We start from the raw sequence: 13,482 nt of genomic DNA, 5'->3' as shown, positions 1-13,482 counted from the left end.
CCTCAGGCGCAGATTTCGCGAGGCTTGAAGGTCATCAGCGCCATGGCCAGGAGAATCGAAACCAGGATAAAACCGGCTGCGGCGAAACCCAGTCCGCCCAGGCCCACACTGTCGATCACCCGGCCGCCTACCATGGCGCCCAGGCCGATCCCGAGGTTGGCCCCGGCAATGTTCAGCGACGCAGCAAAGGCCGGCGCTTCAGGCGCAGCCTTCATCAACCGCACATGACTGACCAGGAATAACGCCGCCTGGGTCACACCCCAAATCCCCATCGCCGCCGCCAGCCCCAGTGGCGAGTGAATGTTCGGCACCAGCGTCACCATGCCGGCAATCATGAACGCGCAAAACGTCACAGAAGCGATCAGCGGGTGACGATCCACCGCGCGACCGCCCAGCGAGTTGCCGATCAGCCCGACCGCGCCGAAGCCCATCAGGCACCAGCCGACCACGGTGCCGTTGAAACCGGCGAGGCGTTCAAGAATGTCGGCCAGGTAGGTGTAGGCGGTGAACATGCCGCTGAACACCAGGATCGACAGCAGAACATGACCCAGCATCAGCGGGCTGCGCAGGATCTTGAACTGCGAACGGAAGCTCACCTGATGCTGGTGCAGGCTGGTTTTCGGCAAATAGATAAACAGCAGCAGCGCCTTGGCAAACGCGATCACCGCCAGAATGCCAAAGGCACTGCGCCAGCCGAATGCGTCGGAAATCAGCGTGCCGACCGGAATGCCGAACACCGTTGCGCAGACGATGCCGAAACCAATCTTGGCAATCGCCCGCCCGGCGTAGTCCGGCCCGACGATGTCTACCGCGGTTTCACTGGCCAACGCCCAGAACACCGGCAACCCCAGCGCCGGAATCAACCGGGCAATGGCCATCACCCATATGTTCGGCGCAAATGCCGCCAGCGTGTTCGCCAGGCCGAACATGATCAACACGCTGATGAACAGTTTGCGCCGTTCAAACCTTGCGAAATACGCCGTCAGGAACGGTCCGAACGCGGCCACGGTGAACGCGAACAGGGTCACCAGCAAACCTGCTTGAGGGATGCTGACGTCCAGGTCACGGGCGATTGCCGGCAACAGGCCGACGATGATGAATTCCGTGGTCAGCACCGTGAAACCGGCGGCGGACAACAGAAGAATGGGCAACAGCATGCAGAACTCCAGGAAAACGACGACACCAGCGACAGCCCGGAGGCCCACTGGCAGAACTAGAAAATGAGGATGGCGAAGCTTAACAGAGTGTTTCCAAACGAAGTTGCACGAACCTGCAAATCGCGTTGAACAATCGAGTGGCAGATCGTCACAGGTCTGAAGGATCGCGGCTACGCTGTGCTAAAGTCCGCGACCCGCGAGATTGACACCTTGCTCATCGGCCATTGATTGGCATTGATGTGGCGACTCCTTCGGTTCCCTCCATGTAGCCTGCCCGGCTTTTTGCTGCATGAGCCAAGGAACCCTGCACCCTAATAAAATCAGAGATACCGTTATGACCGCTTCATCCCCTTCTCTTTTGCAACGTCTGAAACGCAGCAGCCTGGTCACGCAAATCATCATCGGCCTGATCGCCGGGATTGCCCTGGCCCTGTTCGCGCCTGAGGTGGCGAAGTCCACCGCCTTCATTGGCAAAGTATTCGTGTCGGCGCTCAAGGCTGTCGCGCCGATCCTGGTGTTCGTGCTGGTCATGGCCTCGATTGCCAACCATAAGCACGGCCAGGAAACCCATATCCGGCCGATCCTGTTTCTGTATCTGCTGGGCACCTTCGCCGCAGCCGTGGTTGCAGTGATCGCCAGTACGCTGTTTCCGTCGAGCCTGGTGCTGTCGACCCAGGACGTTGCGGTCACCGCGCCGGGCGGCATCAGCGAAGTGCTGCAAAGTCTGTTGCTGAGCGTGGTCGACAACCCGGTCAGCGCACTGATGAACGCCAACTTCATCGGCATTCTGGCGTGGGCGATCGGCATGGGCATTGCGATCCGCCATGCTGGCGAGACGACGCGCGAAGTGCTGGACGACCTGTCCAATGGCGTGACCGTGATCGTGCGCCTGGTGATTCGCTTTGCGCCGCTGGGTATCTTCGGTCTGGTGGCTTCGACCCTCGCCACTTCCGGTTTCGGCGCATTGATCGGCTATATGCACCTGCTGGCGGTACTGCTGGGCTGCATGCTATTCGTTGCGTTGGTGATGAACCCGGTCATCGTGTTCTGGAAACTGCGCCGCAACCCGTATCCGCTGGTACTCACCTGCCTGCGCGAGAGCGGCATCACCGCCTTCTTCACCCGTAGCTCGGCGGCGAACATTCCGGTCAACCTGGAGTTGAGCAAACGCCTGGGCCTGCACGAAGACACCTATTCGGTATCGATCCCGCTCGGCGCGACCATCAACATGGCCGGCGCGGCGATCACCATCACTGTACTGACCCTGGCCGCCGTGCACACCCTGGGCATCGCCGTGGATATTCCGACGGCCATTCTGCTCAGCGTCGTCGCGGCAATTTGTGCCTGTGGCGCCTCGGGCGTGGCGGGCGGTTCGTTGTTGCTGATTCCGCTGGCGTGCAGCCTGTTCGGCATCCCGAGCGAAATCGCCATGCAGGTGGTGGCGGTCGGCTTCATCATCGGTGTGTTGCAGGACTCGGCGGAAACCGCGCTGAACTCCTCCACCGACGTGCTGTTCACCGCGGCGGCTTGCCAGGGTGAAGAGTTGAAGGCGCAGCGTTTGGCGTAGAACGCACCGACAAAAACGAAAAAGCCCGCCAAGGCTTACACCTTGGCGGGCTTTTTTGTACCTGGGTGGTTTAGAACGCGCCCATGTAATCGCGCTTGCCCACTTCCACACCGTTGTGACGCAGCAGCGCGTAGGCGGTGGTGACATGGAAGAAGAACTGCGGCAGACCGTAGCTCAGCAGGTAAGCCTGGCCAGTGAAGCGCTTCTCTTTAGGGGTGCCAGGACGGGTCACGATTTCGATGCCTTCCTTGCCGTTGATTTGCTCGGGTTTGATCTCGCCGATGAAGGCCAGAACCTTGGCGATCAACGCTTGCAGTTCGGCGAAGGTGGTTTCGGTATCGTCGTATTTCGGCAGTTCGATTTCAGCCAGACGCGCCGAAACGCCCTTGGCGAAATCAACGGCGATCTGCACCTGACGCACCAGCGGGAACATGTCCGGGTACAGACGGGCCTGCAGGAATGCGTTCGGGTCGATGTTTTTCGCGGTAGCGTGGGCTTCGGCCTTGCTCAGGTTGTTGCTCAGGGCGTTGAGCATTTGCTGGAAAACCGGAACGGATGCGGCGTACAGGGAAATAGTCATGGCAGTCTCGTGTGGTGACAGGAGTAAAAAACGTGGAGCGATTATAGCCATGCCGGCGCGCCCTGCGACTTGTCTTTTATCCAGCAAGGATTAGGCTAGGCGGCTCGACTGCCTAGGGAAAAGCGCGATGAGCACTGAACAAGAGACGACCTTCGACGAACCGCGGCTCAACAGCACGGAAATCCGCATTTTGGGCTCGTTGATCGAAAAACAGGCCACCAGCCCGGAAACCTATCCGCTGACCCTCAATGCCCTGGTGATTGCCTGCAACCAGAAAACCAGCCGCGAACCGGTGATGAACCTCAGCCAGGGCCAGGTTGGCCAGAGCCTGCGCGCCCTGGAAGGTCGCGGCTTCACCCGGCTGGTGATGGGCAGCCGTGCCGATCGTTGGGAACATCGGGTCGACAAGGCGCTGGAACTGGTGCCGGCCCAGGTGATTCTGACGGGGCTGTTGTTCCTGCGCGGTCCGCAGACGGTCAACGAACTGCTGACCCGCAGCGGCCGCATGCATGACTTCGAAGATGCCGAACAGGTGGTGCATCAACTGGAGCGCTTGATCGCCCGAGGCCTGGCGCTGTTGATTCCGCGCCAGGCCGGCCAGCGCGAAGATCGTTACATGCATGCGCTGGGTGATCCGGCGGATATCGAAGCGATCCTCGCGGCCCGACAGAACCCGGTGGAACGTGGCACCGGTGGCGGTGTGTCGGTTGAGCGAATCGAAGAGCTCGAAGCGCGGATCGCGGCACTGGAAGAACGCCTGGCGCGCCTCGAATAAGGCCCTGTAGCAGCTGCCGAGCTTGCGAGGCTGCGTTCGGTGTGGGCCGCATTCGGACGGAGCCGTCGTGAATTCAGACGAATCGGTGTTTCAGGAAAAACGTGTATGCAGGGTTTACGACGGCTGCGCCGCCGAACGCAGCCTCGCAAGCTCGGCAGCTGCTACAGGAATGTGCTCAACGTTGAATGACTACTCCCCGTCCCAATAATCCACGCCATCAGCCTGCCTAGCGACGGCGACGAAGCCCGACGCATTGCCCTTGGCATCGACCTTGAAATCGTCCATCACCACGTATTTTCCGGAGTCCGGGTATTCGCAAATGTCCGGTGATTGTTGGCTGCTGACCGCCAGGTAGCGCAACTCGCCCTGGCTGTTGTTGATGATCTGATGCGCGGTTTCAGGCCCTCCCGCCGGGCAGGCGATCACGTCCCCGGCGCGGATCGGAAAGCGTTCGGTGCCAAGGCGAACCTCCCCTTCCCCGGCCACGATGTAGAACATCTCTTCGTTGACCCGATGGCTATGAAACGGACTGCCGCGCATGCCTGGCTCCAGGGCATACAACCGATAACCCAGCTTTTGCGCGCCCAGTTGCTGGCCAATGCGGGCCTGGCGTTGTTGATAGCGGCCGGCGGCTTCACCGGTGGGGGCAAAACCTTCGGGCAGCGGTACAAGTTCGACCTGATTCAGGTTGAGAATGGCGGGATGCATGGGAACCTCGGTCACGGTGACTGGAGAGCAAGTCTTCGCTTGCTGGCGAGCAGTATAGGCCGGGATATTCGCGGCAATGGCTGGAGACCGAGTCACGGCAATCGCGGGCAAGCCACGCTCCCACAAGGTCAGCGCAGAACCTGTAGGAGCGTGGCTTGCCCGCGAAGGGGCCAGTACAGCCAACACATTTGGGGATGATCAGCTCCGGGCAAACGCCACGGCCTTTTGAAACTGTTCATCGGTCGGCCGTACGCCGGTGTACAGCACAAACTGTTCCAGCGCCTGGATCGCAATCACTTCGAGCCCGGTGATGACTCGTTTGCCTTCAGCACGAGCACGCACGATCAGCGGTGTTTCCGAGGGAATCGCCACCACATCGAAGACCGTTTCGGCGGCAGCGATGGCTTCAGGGGGAAACGCCAGTTGATCGGCTTCCGGGCCGCCGGTCATGCCGATTGGCGTGACGTTGATCAGCATCTGCGGACGTTGAGCGCCCAGTTCCGCCTGCCATTGGTAACCCAGCGATTCGGCCAGGGCACGCCCGGCGCGTTCGTTACGGGCCACGATCAGGCCGTTTTTGTAGCCGCCATCGCGCAAAGCACTGGCCACGGCCTTGGCCATGCCGCCGCTGCCGCGCAGGGCAAAGGTCGAATCCTTGGGCACCTGGTGGGTTTCGAGTAACTGGGCGACGGCGATGTAATCGGTGTTGTAGGCCTTGAGGTGGCCGTTGGAGTTGACGATAGTGTTGATCGACTGAATAGCCTCGGCCGATGCATCCAGCTCATCGACCAGCGCGATGCAGGCCTCCTTGAACGGCATCGACACGCCGCAACCGCGAATGCCCAACGCACGAATACCGCTGACAGCCCCCGTCAGGTCCTGGCTGCTGAAGGCTTTGTAGTAAAAATTCAGCCCCAGTTGTTCGTACAGATGATTGTGAAACCGCAGGCCGAAATTGCCGGGGCGCCCCGAGAGTGACATGCACAACTGGGTGTCTTTGTTGGGGTTCATCTGCATCCGAATCTCCTTCAGTAGCACTTTCAGATGGACGGAATTAACAATTCCACCTGATTGTGGTCGATCATAAGGGTATGTCTGTACCAGACAGCACCGTAAAGAAACCGGTACAGACCTTACACAAAATTTACCCAACGGCTGTGCTGATTTTCAAAAAATTGCTGTCTTAGAAGTATCCCCGCGACAACTTGTGTCTATTGCAGACGCAAGCGCCGGGTCGAAGAACCGAGGACTCATCATGATCCGTAAAATCCCCACAGTAGCCTTGCTGATTGGTGCTCTCGCTATCGCAGGGCAGGCAGAAGCAGGTGGTCGTGGCTGGGAAGGTCCGGCTGTGTTTGGTGCGATCGTCGGCTCGGCAATCATCGGCTCGGCAATTATCGGCCGCGACCGGCCGGTGTATGTAGAGCAACCGGTTTACGTTCAGCCTCAGCCGGTTTACGTACAGCCACCGCCCGTTTACTACCAACCGGCGCCGGTCTACGTCCAACAACCGATGTACTACCGCCCGGCACCGATTTATTACGGTCCACCACGCGGCTACTATGGCCCACCGCGCGGCTACTATGGCCATCCCCATGGTTATTACCGTGACGATCGCTGGTAACTGACTCATCAGGCCCCGCCTCAACAGCGGGGCCTTTTTTGTGGCCGCAAAGCGAGCGGAGTCTGAATAAATCTCGTCAAGGTCGCTATCGGGACAGTACCGGCAGGTAAAGTCGGTCATATTTATGTCATGACAGGCCCGCAAGCTTGATCTGTCCATAAACAACAGGTCGATAAAAACAAGGACGACTTCATGCCCACACAAAACCCGCACCGCATTGTCGGCTTGTGCACATCCAGCAAGGTGTACAACGCACTGACCGAGCTCAAGCACCTGGAAGGCCACCGCAGCGCCAAGTTTCTCTCGCTGCTGGCGGAAAACCTGGTGCGTAAAGGCCTGCTCAATGAGCAGGAAGTCGTGCATATGCTCGATCAAGTCGTGGACTGATCGCCAACACTCACTGGCATCAATGACGACTATCGAAAGCGTTGATTTTCCACTCAAGCGTCCGATCCGTAAGGTAACCCCATAGATTGATGGAGGTACTTATGGCTCAGGTTCAGATTATGTCCGTTATCGGCAGCGCCGTTCCCGCACCGCTCAGAGCGCTAGGGTTGCTTGCCTGCTGGTATCTCGTACAGGACGGCGAACCGATCAGCGGTCCGCTCACTTCGCTTCCCGACGCCCAAGCCCTGTCGCAACGTATCGGCTCAGGCCAGCTCAGCGCTTAAGGCAGCTGAACTCGCTGTTTGGTATCGACGAAAATCGCCCAGCTCGACATAAACAACGCGGCAATCAACGGGCCGATGACAAAACCGTTCAGGCCGAAAATCGCCAGGCCGCCCAGGGTCGAGATGAGAATCAGGTAGTCAGGCATTTTGGTGTCCTTGCCCACCAGGATCGGCCGCAGCACGTTGTCCACCAACCCGATCACGAACACCCCGAACAACGCGAGCACCGTGCCCTGCCAGATCGCACCGCTGAGCAGGAAGTACGCCGCCACCGGCACCCAGACGATGCCCGCCCCCACCGCTGGCAACAGCGACAGGAATGCCATCAACACCGCCCAGAGCAGCACGCTCGGGATATCCAGAAACCAGAAAATCAACCCGCCCAACGCCCCTTGCGTGATCGACACCAGCAAACTGCCCTTCACCGTGGCCCGCACCACCCGATTGAATTTGAGTTGCAAGCGACGCTTCTGGTTATCTTCCAGCGGTATTGCCGCGCGCACTTTGCGCGCCAGTTCAGACCCGTCCCGCAGAAAGAAAAACAGCAGATACAGCATGATGAAAAAACCCACCACGAAATCGAACGTCCCCTGGCCAAAACTGAACGCCTGAGACGCCAGAAACTGACTGCCTTGCATCATGCTCTTGATGATTTTCTCGCGAAGCCCGCTCAGCTCACCCATGCCGAAACGATCGAGCAAGTGCTGAAAGTACAGCGGCAGGCTGTGCTTGAACTGCGACACATGCCCGGCAATGTCCAGTTCGCCGCTTTCGATTCGACCATAAAGCGCCGCGCCCTCCTGAACCAGCAAGGTACTGATGATGATTACCGGCAGGATCGCAATCAGCACACATAGACTCAAGGTGCACAGGGCGGTCAGGTTGCGTGACCAACCGAATCTCAGCTGCAACTGATGCTGCAAGGGCGCAAAAAGAATGCCGAGGATGGCCGCCCAGAACACCGCACCGTAGAACGGCAGCAGAATCCAGACGAAGGCAACGGTCACCACAGCCAGCAAGACCATCAGCGAAGTGTTCTGGAGCTTCGTTTCGTTCATGTCCGGTCCATGCCAATGCGCAGAGGCGAAAATTCGCGTCCTTATGTTTAGTCCGCCACGGTTGTCGCGAGTGCCATCTGTTTGTTGGTCAAGCATAGATCCAGATCAATAAACCCCTCGTGCAGGTCGCTTACCCTTGCCGGCTTTTGCGATCGACACTGCCATGACTTGCGCCATGCCACTCATCCCCCCGGAACTGCTCGCCCCTGCCGGCACCCTGAAAAACATGCGTTATGCCTTCGCCTACGGCGCCGATGCGGTATACGCCGGCCAACCGCGCTACAGCCTGCGGGTGCGTAACAACGAATTCGATCACGCCAACCTCGCGCTCGGCATCGCCGAGGCCCAGGCTCAGGGCAAGCGTTTTTATGTGGTGGTCAATATCGCCCCGCACAACGCCAAGCTGAAAACGTTCCTCAAGGATCTGGAACCGGTGATCGGCATGGCGCCGGACGCGCTGATCATGTCCGATCCTGGCCTGATCATGCTGGTGCGCCGGCACTTCCCGCAGATGCCGATCCACCTGTCGGTGCAAGCCAACACGGTGAACTGGGCCAGCGTCGAGTTCTGGCAGCAACAGGGCTTGAGCCGGATCATCCTGTCCCGCGAACTGTCGCTGGAAGAAATCGCCGAAATCCGCCAGCACGTCCCGGCGATGGAGCTGGAAGTGTTCGTACACGGCGCGTTGTGCATGGCCTATTCCGGGCGCTGCCTGTTGTCGGGCTACATGAACAAGCGTGACGCCAATCAGGGCAGCTGCACCAATGCCTGCCGCTGGAAATACTCGGCGACACCGGCCAGCGAAAATCAACTGGGTGAAATCGTCCAGCACTACTCACCCGAACCTACCCTGGGCCTCGGTACGCCGACCGATCAGGTGTTCCTGTTGCAAGAGGCCAATCGCCCCGGCGAACTGATGCCGGCATTCGAGGATGAACACGGCACCTACATCATGAACGCCAAGGACCTGCGTGCCGTCCAGCACGTCGAGCGCCTGACACAGATGGGCGTGCATTCACTGAAGATCGAAGGCCGGACCAAATCGCATTTCTATTGCGCGCGCACCACCCAGGTTTATCGCCGCGCGATCGACGATGCGGTGGCTGGCCGAGTGTTCGATCGCAGCTTGATGACTGATCTGGAGTCCCTCGCTCAGCGCGGCTACACCGAAGGTTTTCTGCGCCGGCACGTGCATGACGAATACCAGAACTACCAGAACGGCAGCTCGGTTTCAGAGCGCCAACAGTTCGTTGGGGAGTTGACCGGCGAACGCCGCGACCGGCTGGCCGAGGTACGGGTGAAGAATCGTTTTGGCCTGGGCGATCACATGGAACTGATGACGCCCAAGGGCAACTTCCACTTCGACCTGCATCAACTGCAGAACCTCAGGGGCGAGGCGATTGAAGTGGCGCCTGGGGATGGGCACACGGTGTATTTGCCGATTCCGGATGCGGTGGATTTGCGTTATGGATTGCTGATGCGCGATATAGCGCCCCTGTAGGAGCGAGGCTTGCCCGCGAAGAACGATGACGCGTAATACCTGAAAAAACGCGGTGTATTCTTCGCGGGCAAGTCGGATCGCCGCACCGCTCTCTCCTACGCACTGACGAATCAGGTGCCGCCCGCCGAAAAGCGGTCGCGGCTGTTGGTCAGGTGCAACCACATCGCCGCCCGCGCAGCATCCGGATCCTGGCGCTTGATGGCGTTGAGAATCGCCTCGTGTTCGAGGTTGGCGAGTTGCCCCAGCTTGCTCAAGTCCGCTGACCCGCGCTCGGCGGCATTGACGCGGGTGCGGGGAATCATCGCATTGCCCAAGTGCTGCATGATCTCTGTGAAGCATACATTGCCGGTGGCTTCGGCGATCAGCAGGTGGAAACGTTTGTCGGCCTCGACGCAGCTGTCATTGTTGGCCAGCAAACTCTGATAGTCATCCAGCGCTTCACGCATCTGCGCCAATTGCTGATCGGTACGACGCACCGCCGCCAGCGCGGCGGCCTGGGTTTCCAGGCCCATGCGCAACTCCAGAATGCTGCGCACCCCCAGCGCGGTATCGACATTCAGCCGCAACCCCTGCTCTGGCGCGCGCTCGATGACAAAGGTGCCGATGCCGTGACGGGTTTCCACCAGCCCTGAAGCCTGCAATTTCGAAATCGCCTCGCGCACCACCGTACGGCTGACCCCATGCTCCTGGACAATCGAGTTCTCCGACGGCAGCTTGTCCCCCGGCAGCATCTGGCCGAGCAGGATGCTCTGGGTCAGCTTGGCCACCAGATCATGAGCCAGGTTGTGAGCGCGCTTGCGGGCGGGTGCGTCGATGTCTTCTTGCATGGTGATTATCCGTAAAACAGGGCTATCCGGATCGTAGCACCGGAATCGATTGGAATCCCCAGAAAACAGCCTCAAGCTTGTATGACAACACTCAACAAATTGACCACTCGAACACCATCACAACCCCACACCCGACCCAAAAAAGCATAGAAACCACCCGAAAAATAGCCATTTTATTGGACAACAGTGCTTGTCGAATCAAAAAAGCCAGTTGTATGATGTCTATCAACAACGCTACACCCAGCCACACCCCGCATAAAAATAACGAGTGGGAGAAAAACAAGTGAATACATCCATACCCGGGATGAACGATGGCGCCGATTCGGTCCTGAAGTCCGCCATCTCAAAAGTGAAACGCCACGTCCTGCCGCTGTTCGTGATCATGTTCATCGTCAACTACATCGACCGTGTGAACATCGGCTTCGTCCGCGCCCACATGGAACATGACTTAGGGATTGGCGCCGCCGCCTACGGCCTCGGTGCCGGCCTGTTCTTCATCGGTTACGCGCTGTTCGAAGTACCCTCCAACATCCTCCTGCAAAAAGTCGGCGCACGAATCTGGCTGACCCGCATCATGCTGACCTGGGGCCTGGTGGCCGCCTGTATGGCGTTCATCCAGAACGAAACCCACTTCTACATCCTGCGTTTTCTGCTCGGCGTGGCTGAAGCCGGGTTCTTTCCCGGGGTGATCTATTACTTCACCCGCTGGTTGCCTGGCGTGGAGCGTGGCAAGGCGATTGCGATCTTCCTCAGCGGTTCGGCGATTGCTTCGCTGATCTCCGGCCCGCTGTCGGGGCTGCTGCTGCAAATCAACGGTTTGGGCATGCACGGCTGGCAGTGGATGTACTTCATCGAGGGCATGTTCTCGGTCGGGTTGTGCGTGTTCGTCTGGTGCTGGCTGGACTCCAAACCCCACGACGCCAAATGGCTGACCCTGGCTGAACAGGACGCGCTGGTCAAAGCCATCGATGACGAACAACTGGCCCGCGAAGCCGCGACGCCGATCAAACCGTCGCTGGGCACACTGCTCAAGGACCGCCAGATCATCCTGTTCTGCCTGATCTACTTCTTCATTCAATTGACCATCTATGCCGCGACCTTCTGGCTACCGAGCATCATCAAGAAAATGGGCGACCTGAGCGACATCCAGGTCGGCTTGTTCAACTCGATTCCGTGGTTGCTGTCGATCGTCGGCATGTACGCCTTTGCCTCGCTGTCGGGCAAATGGAAGCACCAGCAAGCCTGGGTCGCCACTGCCCTGCTGATCGCTGCGGCGGGGATGTTCATGTCCACCACCGGTGGGCCGATCTTCGCCTTCGTTGCAATCTGCTTCGCCGCATTGGGTTTCAAATCGGCTTCGTCGCTGTTCTGGCCGATTCCCCAGGCGTACCTGGATGCGCGGATCGCTGCCGGCGTGATTGCGCTGATCAACTCGGTGGGCAACCTCGGCGGCTTCGTGGCGCCGACCACCTTCGGTTTGCTGGAAGAACACACCGGTTCAATCCAGGGCGGGCTCTACGGCCTGGCCGCCACCTCGATCATCGCCGCGATCATCGTCTTCGCCGCTCGCAATAAACCGAAACCCGCACCGGCCGTTGCACTGGGCAAACCAGCGCCGAATCACGCTTGAACATTGGTTTAAAGGACAAAAAAATGAACCCACAAGAAGCCGCAAAAGCCCCGATCATCACCAGCATGCAGGTTGTGCCGGTGGCTGGCCACGATGGCATGCTGCTCAATCTGAGCGGCGCCCACGGCCCGTTCTTCACCCGCAATATCGTGATCCTCAAGGACAACGCCGGTCACACCGGCGTCGGCGAAGTACCCGGTGGCGAGCGCATTCGCCAGACTCTGGAAGACGCGCGTTCATTGGTGGTCGGCAGCCCGATCGGCACGTACCAGAAGATCCTCAATCAAGTGCGCCAGACCTTCGCCGATCGTGATGCCGGTGGTCGCGGTTTACAGACATTCGACCTGCGCATCACCATTCACGCGGTCACCGGCCTGGAAGCGGCCCTGCTGGACTTGCTTGGCCAGCACCTGGACGTGCCGGTCGCCGCTTTGCTCGGCGAAGGCCAGCAGCGTGATGAAGTGAAGATGCTCGGCTACCTGTTTTACGTCGGTGATCGCAACGAAACCGATCTGGCTTATCGCGATGAACCGGGCGCCGACAATGACTGGTTCCGCGTCCGTCACGAAAAAGCCATGAGCGCCGACGCCGTGGTGCGCCTGGCGGTCGCCGCTCACGCCCGCTATGGCTTCAAGGACTTCAAACTCAAGGGCGGCGTGTTGAGCGGCGACGAGGAAATCGAAGCGGTCACCGCCCTCGCCGAGCGCTTTCCAGATGCGCGCATTACCCTCGATCCGAATGGCGCCTGGTCGCTCAAGGAAGCGATCCGCCTGTGCCGGGATCAGCATCATGTTCTGGCTTATGCCGAAGACCCGTGCGGGGCGGAAAACGGTTACTCGGGTCGCGAAGTCATGGCTGAATTTCGTCGTGCCACGGGCCTGAAAACCGCGACCAACATGATCGCCACCGACTGGCGGGAAATGGGCCACGCGATTCAGCTGCAATCGGTAGACATTCCGTTGGCCGACCCGCACTTCTGGACCATGCAGGGCTCGGTGCGGGTGGCGCAGATGTGCCATGAATGGGGCCTGACCTGGGGCTCGCATTCCAACAACCACTTCGATATTTCCCTGGCCATGTTCACCCACGTCGCGGCCGCCGCGCCGGGCGAGATCACCGCCATCGACACCCACTGGATCTGGCAGGACGGCCAGCGCCTGACCAAAGCGCCGCTGCAAATCGTCGACGGCTGCGTACAGGTGCCGAAAAAACCTGGCCTGGGAGTTGAGCTGGACATGGATCAACTGGCCAAGGCCCATGATCTGTACCAAGGCATGGGGCTCGGCGCGCGGGATGACAGCGTGGCGATGCAGTTTCTGATTCCGGGATGGAAGTTCGATAACAAGCGGCCGTGCCTGGTGCGCTAAACCTCTGGAAACACCGC

14 protein-coding genes are annotated in these 13,482 nt (G+C 59.5%); 8 read left to right on the top strand and 6 right to left on the bottom strand.

What is annotated here, in order from left to right:
• Window positions 1-2: 2 nt before the first annotated feature.
• A complete protein-coding gene (locus AF70_RS01960) occupies window positions 3-1,157 on the bottom strand; it encodes an MFS transporter (RefSeq protein ID WP_028941214.1) in 1,155 nt (384 codons plus the stop codon).
• Window positions 1,158-1,491: 334 nt separating this feature from the next.
• On the opposite strand from AF70_RS01960, the gene sstT reads away from it, so the two are divergent.
• Window positions 1,492-2,724: a serine/threonine transporter SstT gene (sstT, locus tag AF70_RS01955; protein WP_028941213.1), complete on the top strand. Its 1,233-nt coding sequence runs from the start codon at window positions 1,492-1,494 to the stop codon at window positions 2,722-2,724.
• A 70-nt stretch (window positions 2,725-2,794) separates the two neighbouring features.
• Here sstT and AF70_RS01950 read toward each other — a convergent pair whose 3' ends face one another.
• On the bottom strand, window positions 2,795-3,304 hold the full coding sequence (locus AF70_RS01950; RefSeq protein WP_019579999.1) for a DUF1993 family protein: 510 nt from the start codon (window positions 3,302-3,304) through the stop codon (window positions 2,795-2,797).
• Between the two features lie 127 nt (window positions 3,305-3,431).
• Between AF70_RS01950 and AF70_RS01945 the strand changes: the two genes are divergently transcribed.
• Window positions 3,432-4,079: a YceH family protein gene (locus AF70_RS01945; protein WP_018925410.1), complete on the top strand. Its 648-nt coding sequence runs from the start codon at window positions 3,432-3,434 to the stop codon at window positions 4,077-4,079.
• Window positions 4,080-4,268: 189 nt separating this feature from the next.
• Here the strand turns inward: AF70_RS01945 and AF70_RS01940 are convergent, their stop codons facing one another.
• A complete protein-coding gene (locus AF70_RS01940; protein WP_028941212.1) occupies window positions 4,269-4,787 on the bottom strand; it encodes a cupin domain-containing protein in 519 nt (172 codons plus the stop codon).
• Window positions 4,788-4,985: 198 nt separating this feature from the next.
• Window positions 4,986-5,804 (bottom strand): shikimate 5-dehydrogenase, encoded by an 819-nt coding sequence (locus tag AF70_RS01935; RefSeq protein WP_028941211.1) that lies wholly within the window; start codon window positions 5,802-5,804, stop codon window positions 4,986-4,988.
• Window positions 5,805-6,042: 238 nt separating this feature from the next.
• On the opposite strand from AF70_RS01935, the gene AF70_RS01930 reads away from it, so the two are divergent.
• The 3 genes from AF70_RS01930 (at window position 6,043) to AF70_RS01920 (ending at window position 7,082) form a co-directional block, all read left to right on the top strand.
• Window positions 6,043-6,411: a hypothetical protein gene (locus AF70_RS01930; RefSeq protein ID WP_019579997.1), complete on the top strand. Its 369-nt coding sequence runs from the start codon at window positions 6,043-6,045 to the stop codon at window positions 6,409-6,411.
• A 192-nt stretch (window positions 6,412-6,603) separates the two neighbouring features.
• Window positions 6,604-6,798, top strand: a complete 195-nt coding sequence (locus tag AF70_RS01925; RefSeq protein ID WP_018925407.1) for a hypothetical protein — start codon at window positions 6,604-6,606, stop codon at window positions 6,796-6,798.
• Window positions 6,799-6,899: 101 nt separating this feature from the next.
• Window positions 6,900-7,082, top strand: a complete 183-nt coding sequence (locus AF70_RS01920; RefSeq protein WP_007940423.1) for a hypothetical protein — start codon at window positions 6,900-6,902, stop codon at window positions 7,080-7,082.
• Here the strand turns inward: AF70_RS01920 and AF70_RS01915 are convergent.
• Window positions 7,079-8,140 (bottom strand): AI-2E family transporter, encoded by a 1,062-nt coding sequence (locus AF70_RS01915; RefSeq protein WP_019579996.1) that lies wholly within the window; start codon window positions 8,138-8,140, stop codon window positions 7,079-7,081. The genes AF70_RS01920 and AF70_RS01915 overlap by 4 nt on opposite strands.
• A 175-nt stretch (window positions 8,141-8,315) precedes the next feature.
• On the opposite strand from AF70_RS01915, the gene yegQ reads away from it, so the two are divergent.
• Window positions 8,316-9,641 (top strand): tRNA 5-hydroxyuridine modification protein YegQ, encoded by a 1,326-nt coding sequence (gene yegQ / locus AF70_RS01910; protein WP_028941210.1) that lies wholly within the window; start codon window positions 8,316-8,318, stop codon window positions 9,639-9,641.
• Between the two features lie 110 nt (window positions 9,642-9,751).
• On the opposite strand, the gene AF70_RS01905 is transcribed toward yegQ, so the two are convergent.
• A complete protein-coding gene (locus AF70_RS01905; RefSeq protein WP_019579994.1) occupies window positions 9,752-10,468 on the bottom strand; it encodes a FadR/GntR family transcriptional regulator in 717 nt (238 codons plus the stop codon).
• A gap of 283 nt (window positions 10,469-10,751) precedes the next feature.
• Between AF70_RS01905 and AF70_RS01900 the strand changes: the two genes are divergently transcribed.
• Both AF70_RS01900 and gudD read left to right on the top strand, forming a co-directional pair.
• A complete protein-coding gene (locus AF70_RS01900; RefSeq protein ID WP_032831192.1) occupies window positions 10,752-12,098 on the top strand; it encodes an MFS transporter in 1,347 nt (448 codons plus the stop codon).
• Between the two features lie 23 nt (window positions 12,099-12,121).
• Window positions 12,122-13,465, top strand: coding sequence for a glucarate dehydratase (gudD, locus tag AF70_RS01895; RefSeq protein WP_028941209.1), 1,344 nt, complete (start codon window positions 12,122-12,124; stop codon window positions 13,463-13,465).
• The last annotated feature ends 17 nt before the right edge of the window (window positions 13,466-13,482 follow it).

This window comes from Pseudomonas sp. KD5 (assembly GCF_012932895.1).
Lineage (GTDB): Bacteria > Pseudomonadota > Gammaproteobacteria > Pseudomonadales > Pseudomonadaceae > Aquipseudomonas.
Note: the sequence above shows the minus strand (reverse complement) of the source record. Positions and strands in the feature narration are given on the sequence as shown.

What these genes read in the sequence shown, in the direction of transcription:
- AF70_RS01905 (WP_019579994.1), bottom strand. Translation starts at nt 10,468, where the DNA reads ATGCAAGAAGACATCGACGCACCCGCCCGCAAGCGCGCTCACAACCTG.
- sstT (WP_028941213.1), top strand. Translation starts at nt 1,492, where the DNA reads ATGACCGCTTCATCCCCTTCTCTTTTGCAACGTCTGAAACGCAGCAGC.
- AF70_RS01920 (WP_007940423.1), top strand. Translation starts at nt 6,900, where the DNA reads ATGGCTCAGGTTCAGATTATGTCCGTTATCGGCAGCGCCGTTCCCGCA.
- AF70_RS01940 (WP_028941212.1), bottom strand. Translation starts at nt 4,787, where the DNA reads ATGCATCCCGCCATTCTCAACCTGAATCAGGTCGAACTTGTACCGCTG.
- AF70_RS01925 (WP_018925407.1), top strand. Translation starts at nt 6,604, where the DNA reads ATGCCCACACAAAACCCGCACCGCATTGTCGGCTTGTGCACATCCAGC.
- yegQ (WP_028941210.1), top strand. Translation starts at nt 8,316, where the DNA reads ATGCCACTCATCCCCCCGGAACTGCTCGCCCCTGCCGGCACCCTGAAA.
- AF70_RS01960 (WP_028941214.1), bottom strand. Translation starts at nt 1,157, where the DNA reads ATGCTGTTGCCCATTCTTCTGTTGTCCGCCGCCGGTTTCACGGTGCTG.
- AF70_RS01930 (WP_019579997.1), top strand. Translation starts at nt 6,043, where the DNA reads ATGATCCGTAAAATCCCCACAGTAGCCTTGCTGATTGGTGCTCTCGCT.
- AF70_RS01945 (WP_018925410.1), top strand. Translation starts at nt 3,432, where the DNA reads ATGAGCACTGAACAAGAGACGACCTTCGACGAACCGCGGCTCAACAGC.
- AF70_RS01950 (WP_019579999.1), bottom strand. Translation starts at nt 3,304, where the DNA reads ATGACTATTTCCCTGTACGCCGCATCCGTTCCGGTTTTCCAGCAAATG.
- AF70_RS01915 (WP_019579996.1), bottom strand. Translation starts at nt 8,140, where the DNA reads ATGAACGAAACGAAGCTCCAGAACACTTCGCTGATGGTCTTGCTGGCT.
- AF70_RS01935 (WP_028941211.1), bottom strand. Translation starts at nt 5,804, where the DNA reads ATGCAGATGAACCCCAACAAAGACACCCAGTTGTGCATGTCACTCTCG.
- gudD (WP_028941209.1), top strand. Translation starts at nt 12,122, where the DNA reads ATGAACCCACAAGAAGCCGCAAAAGCCCCGATCATCACCAGCATGCAG.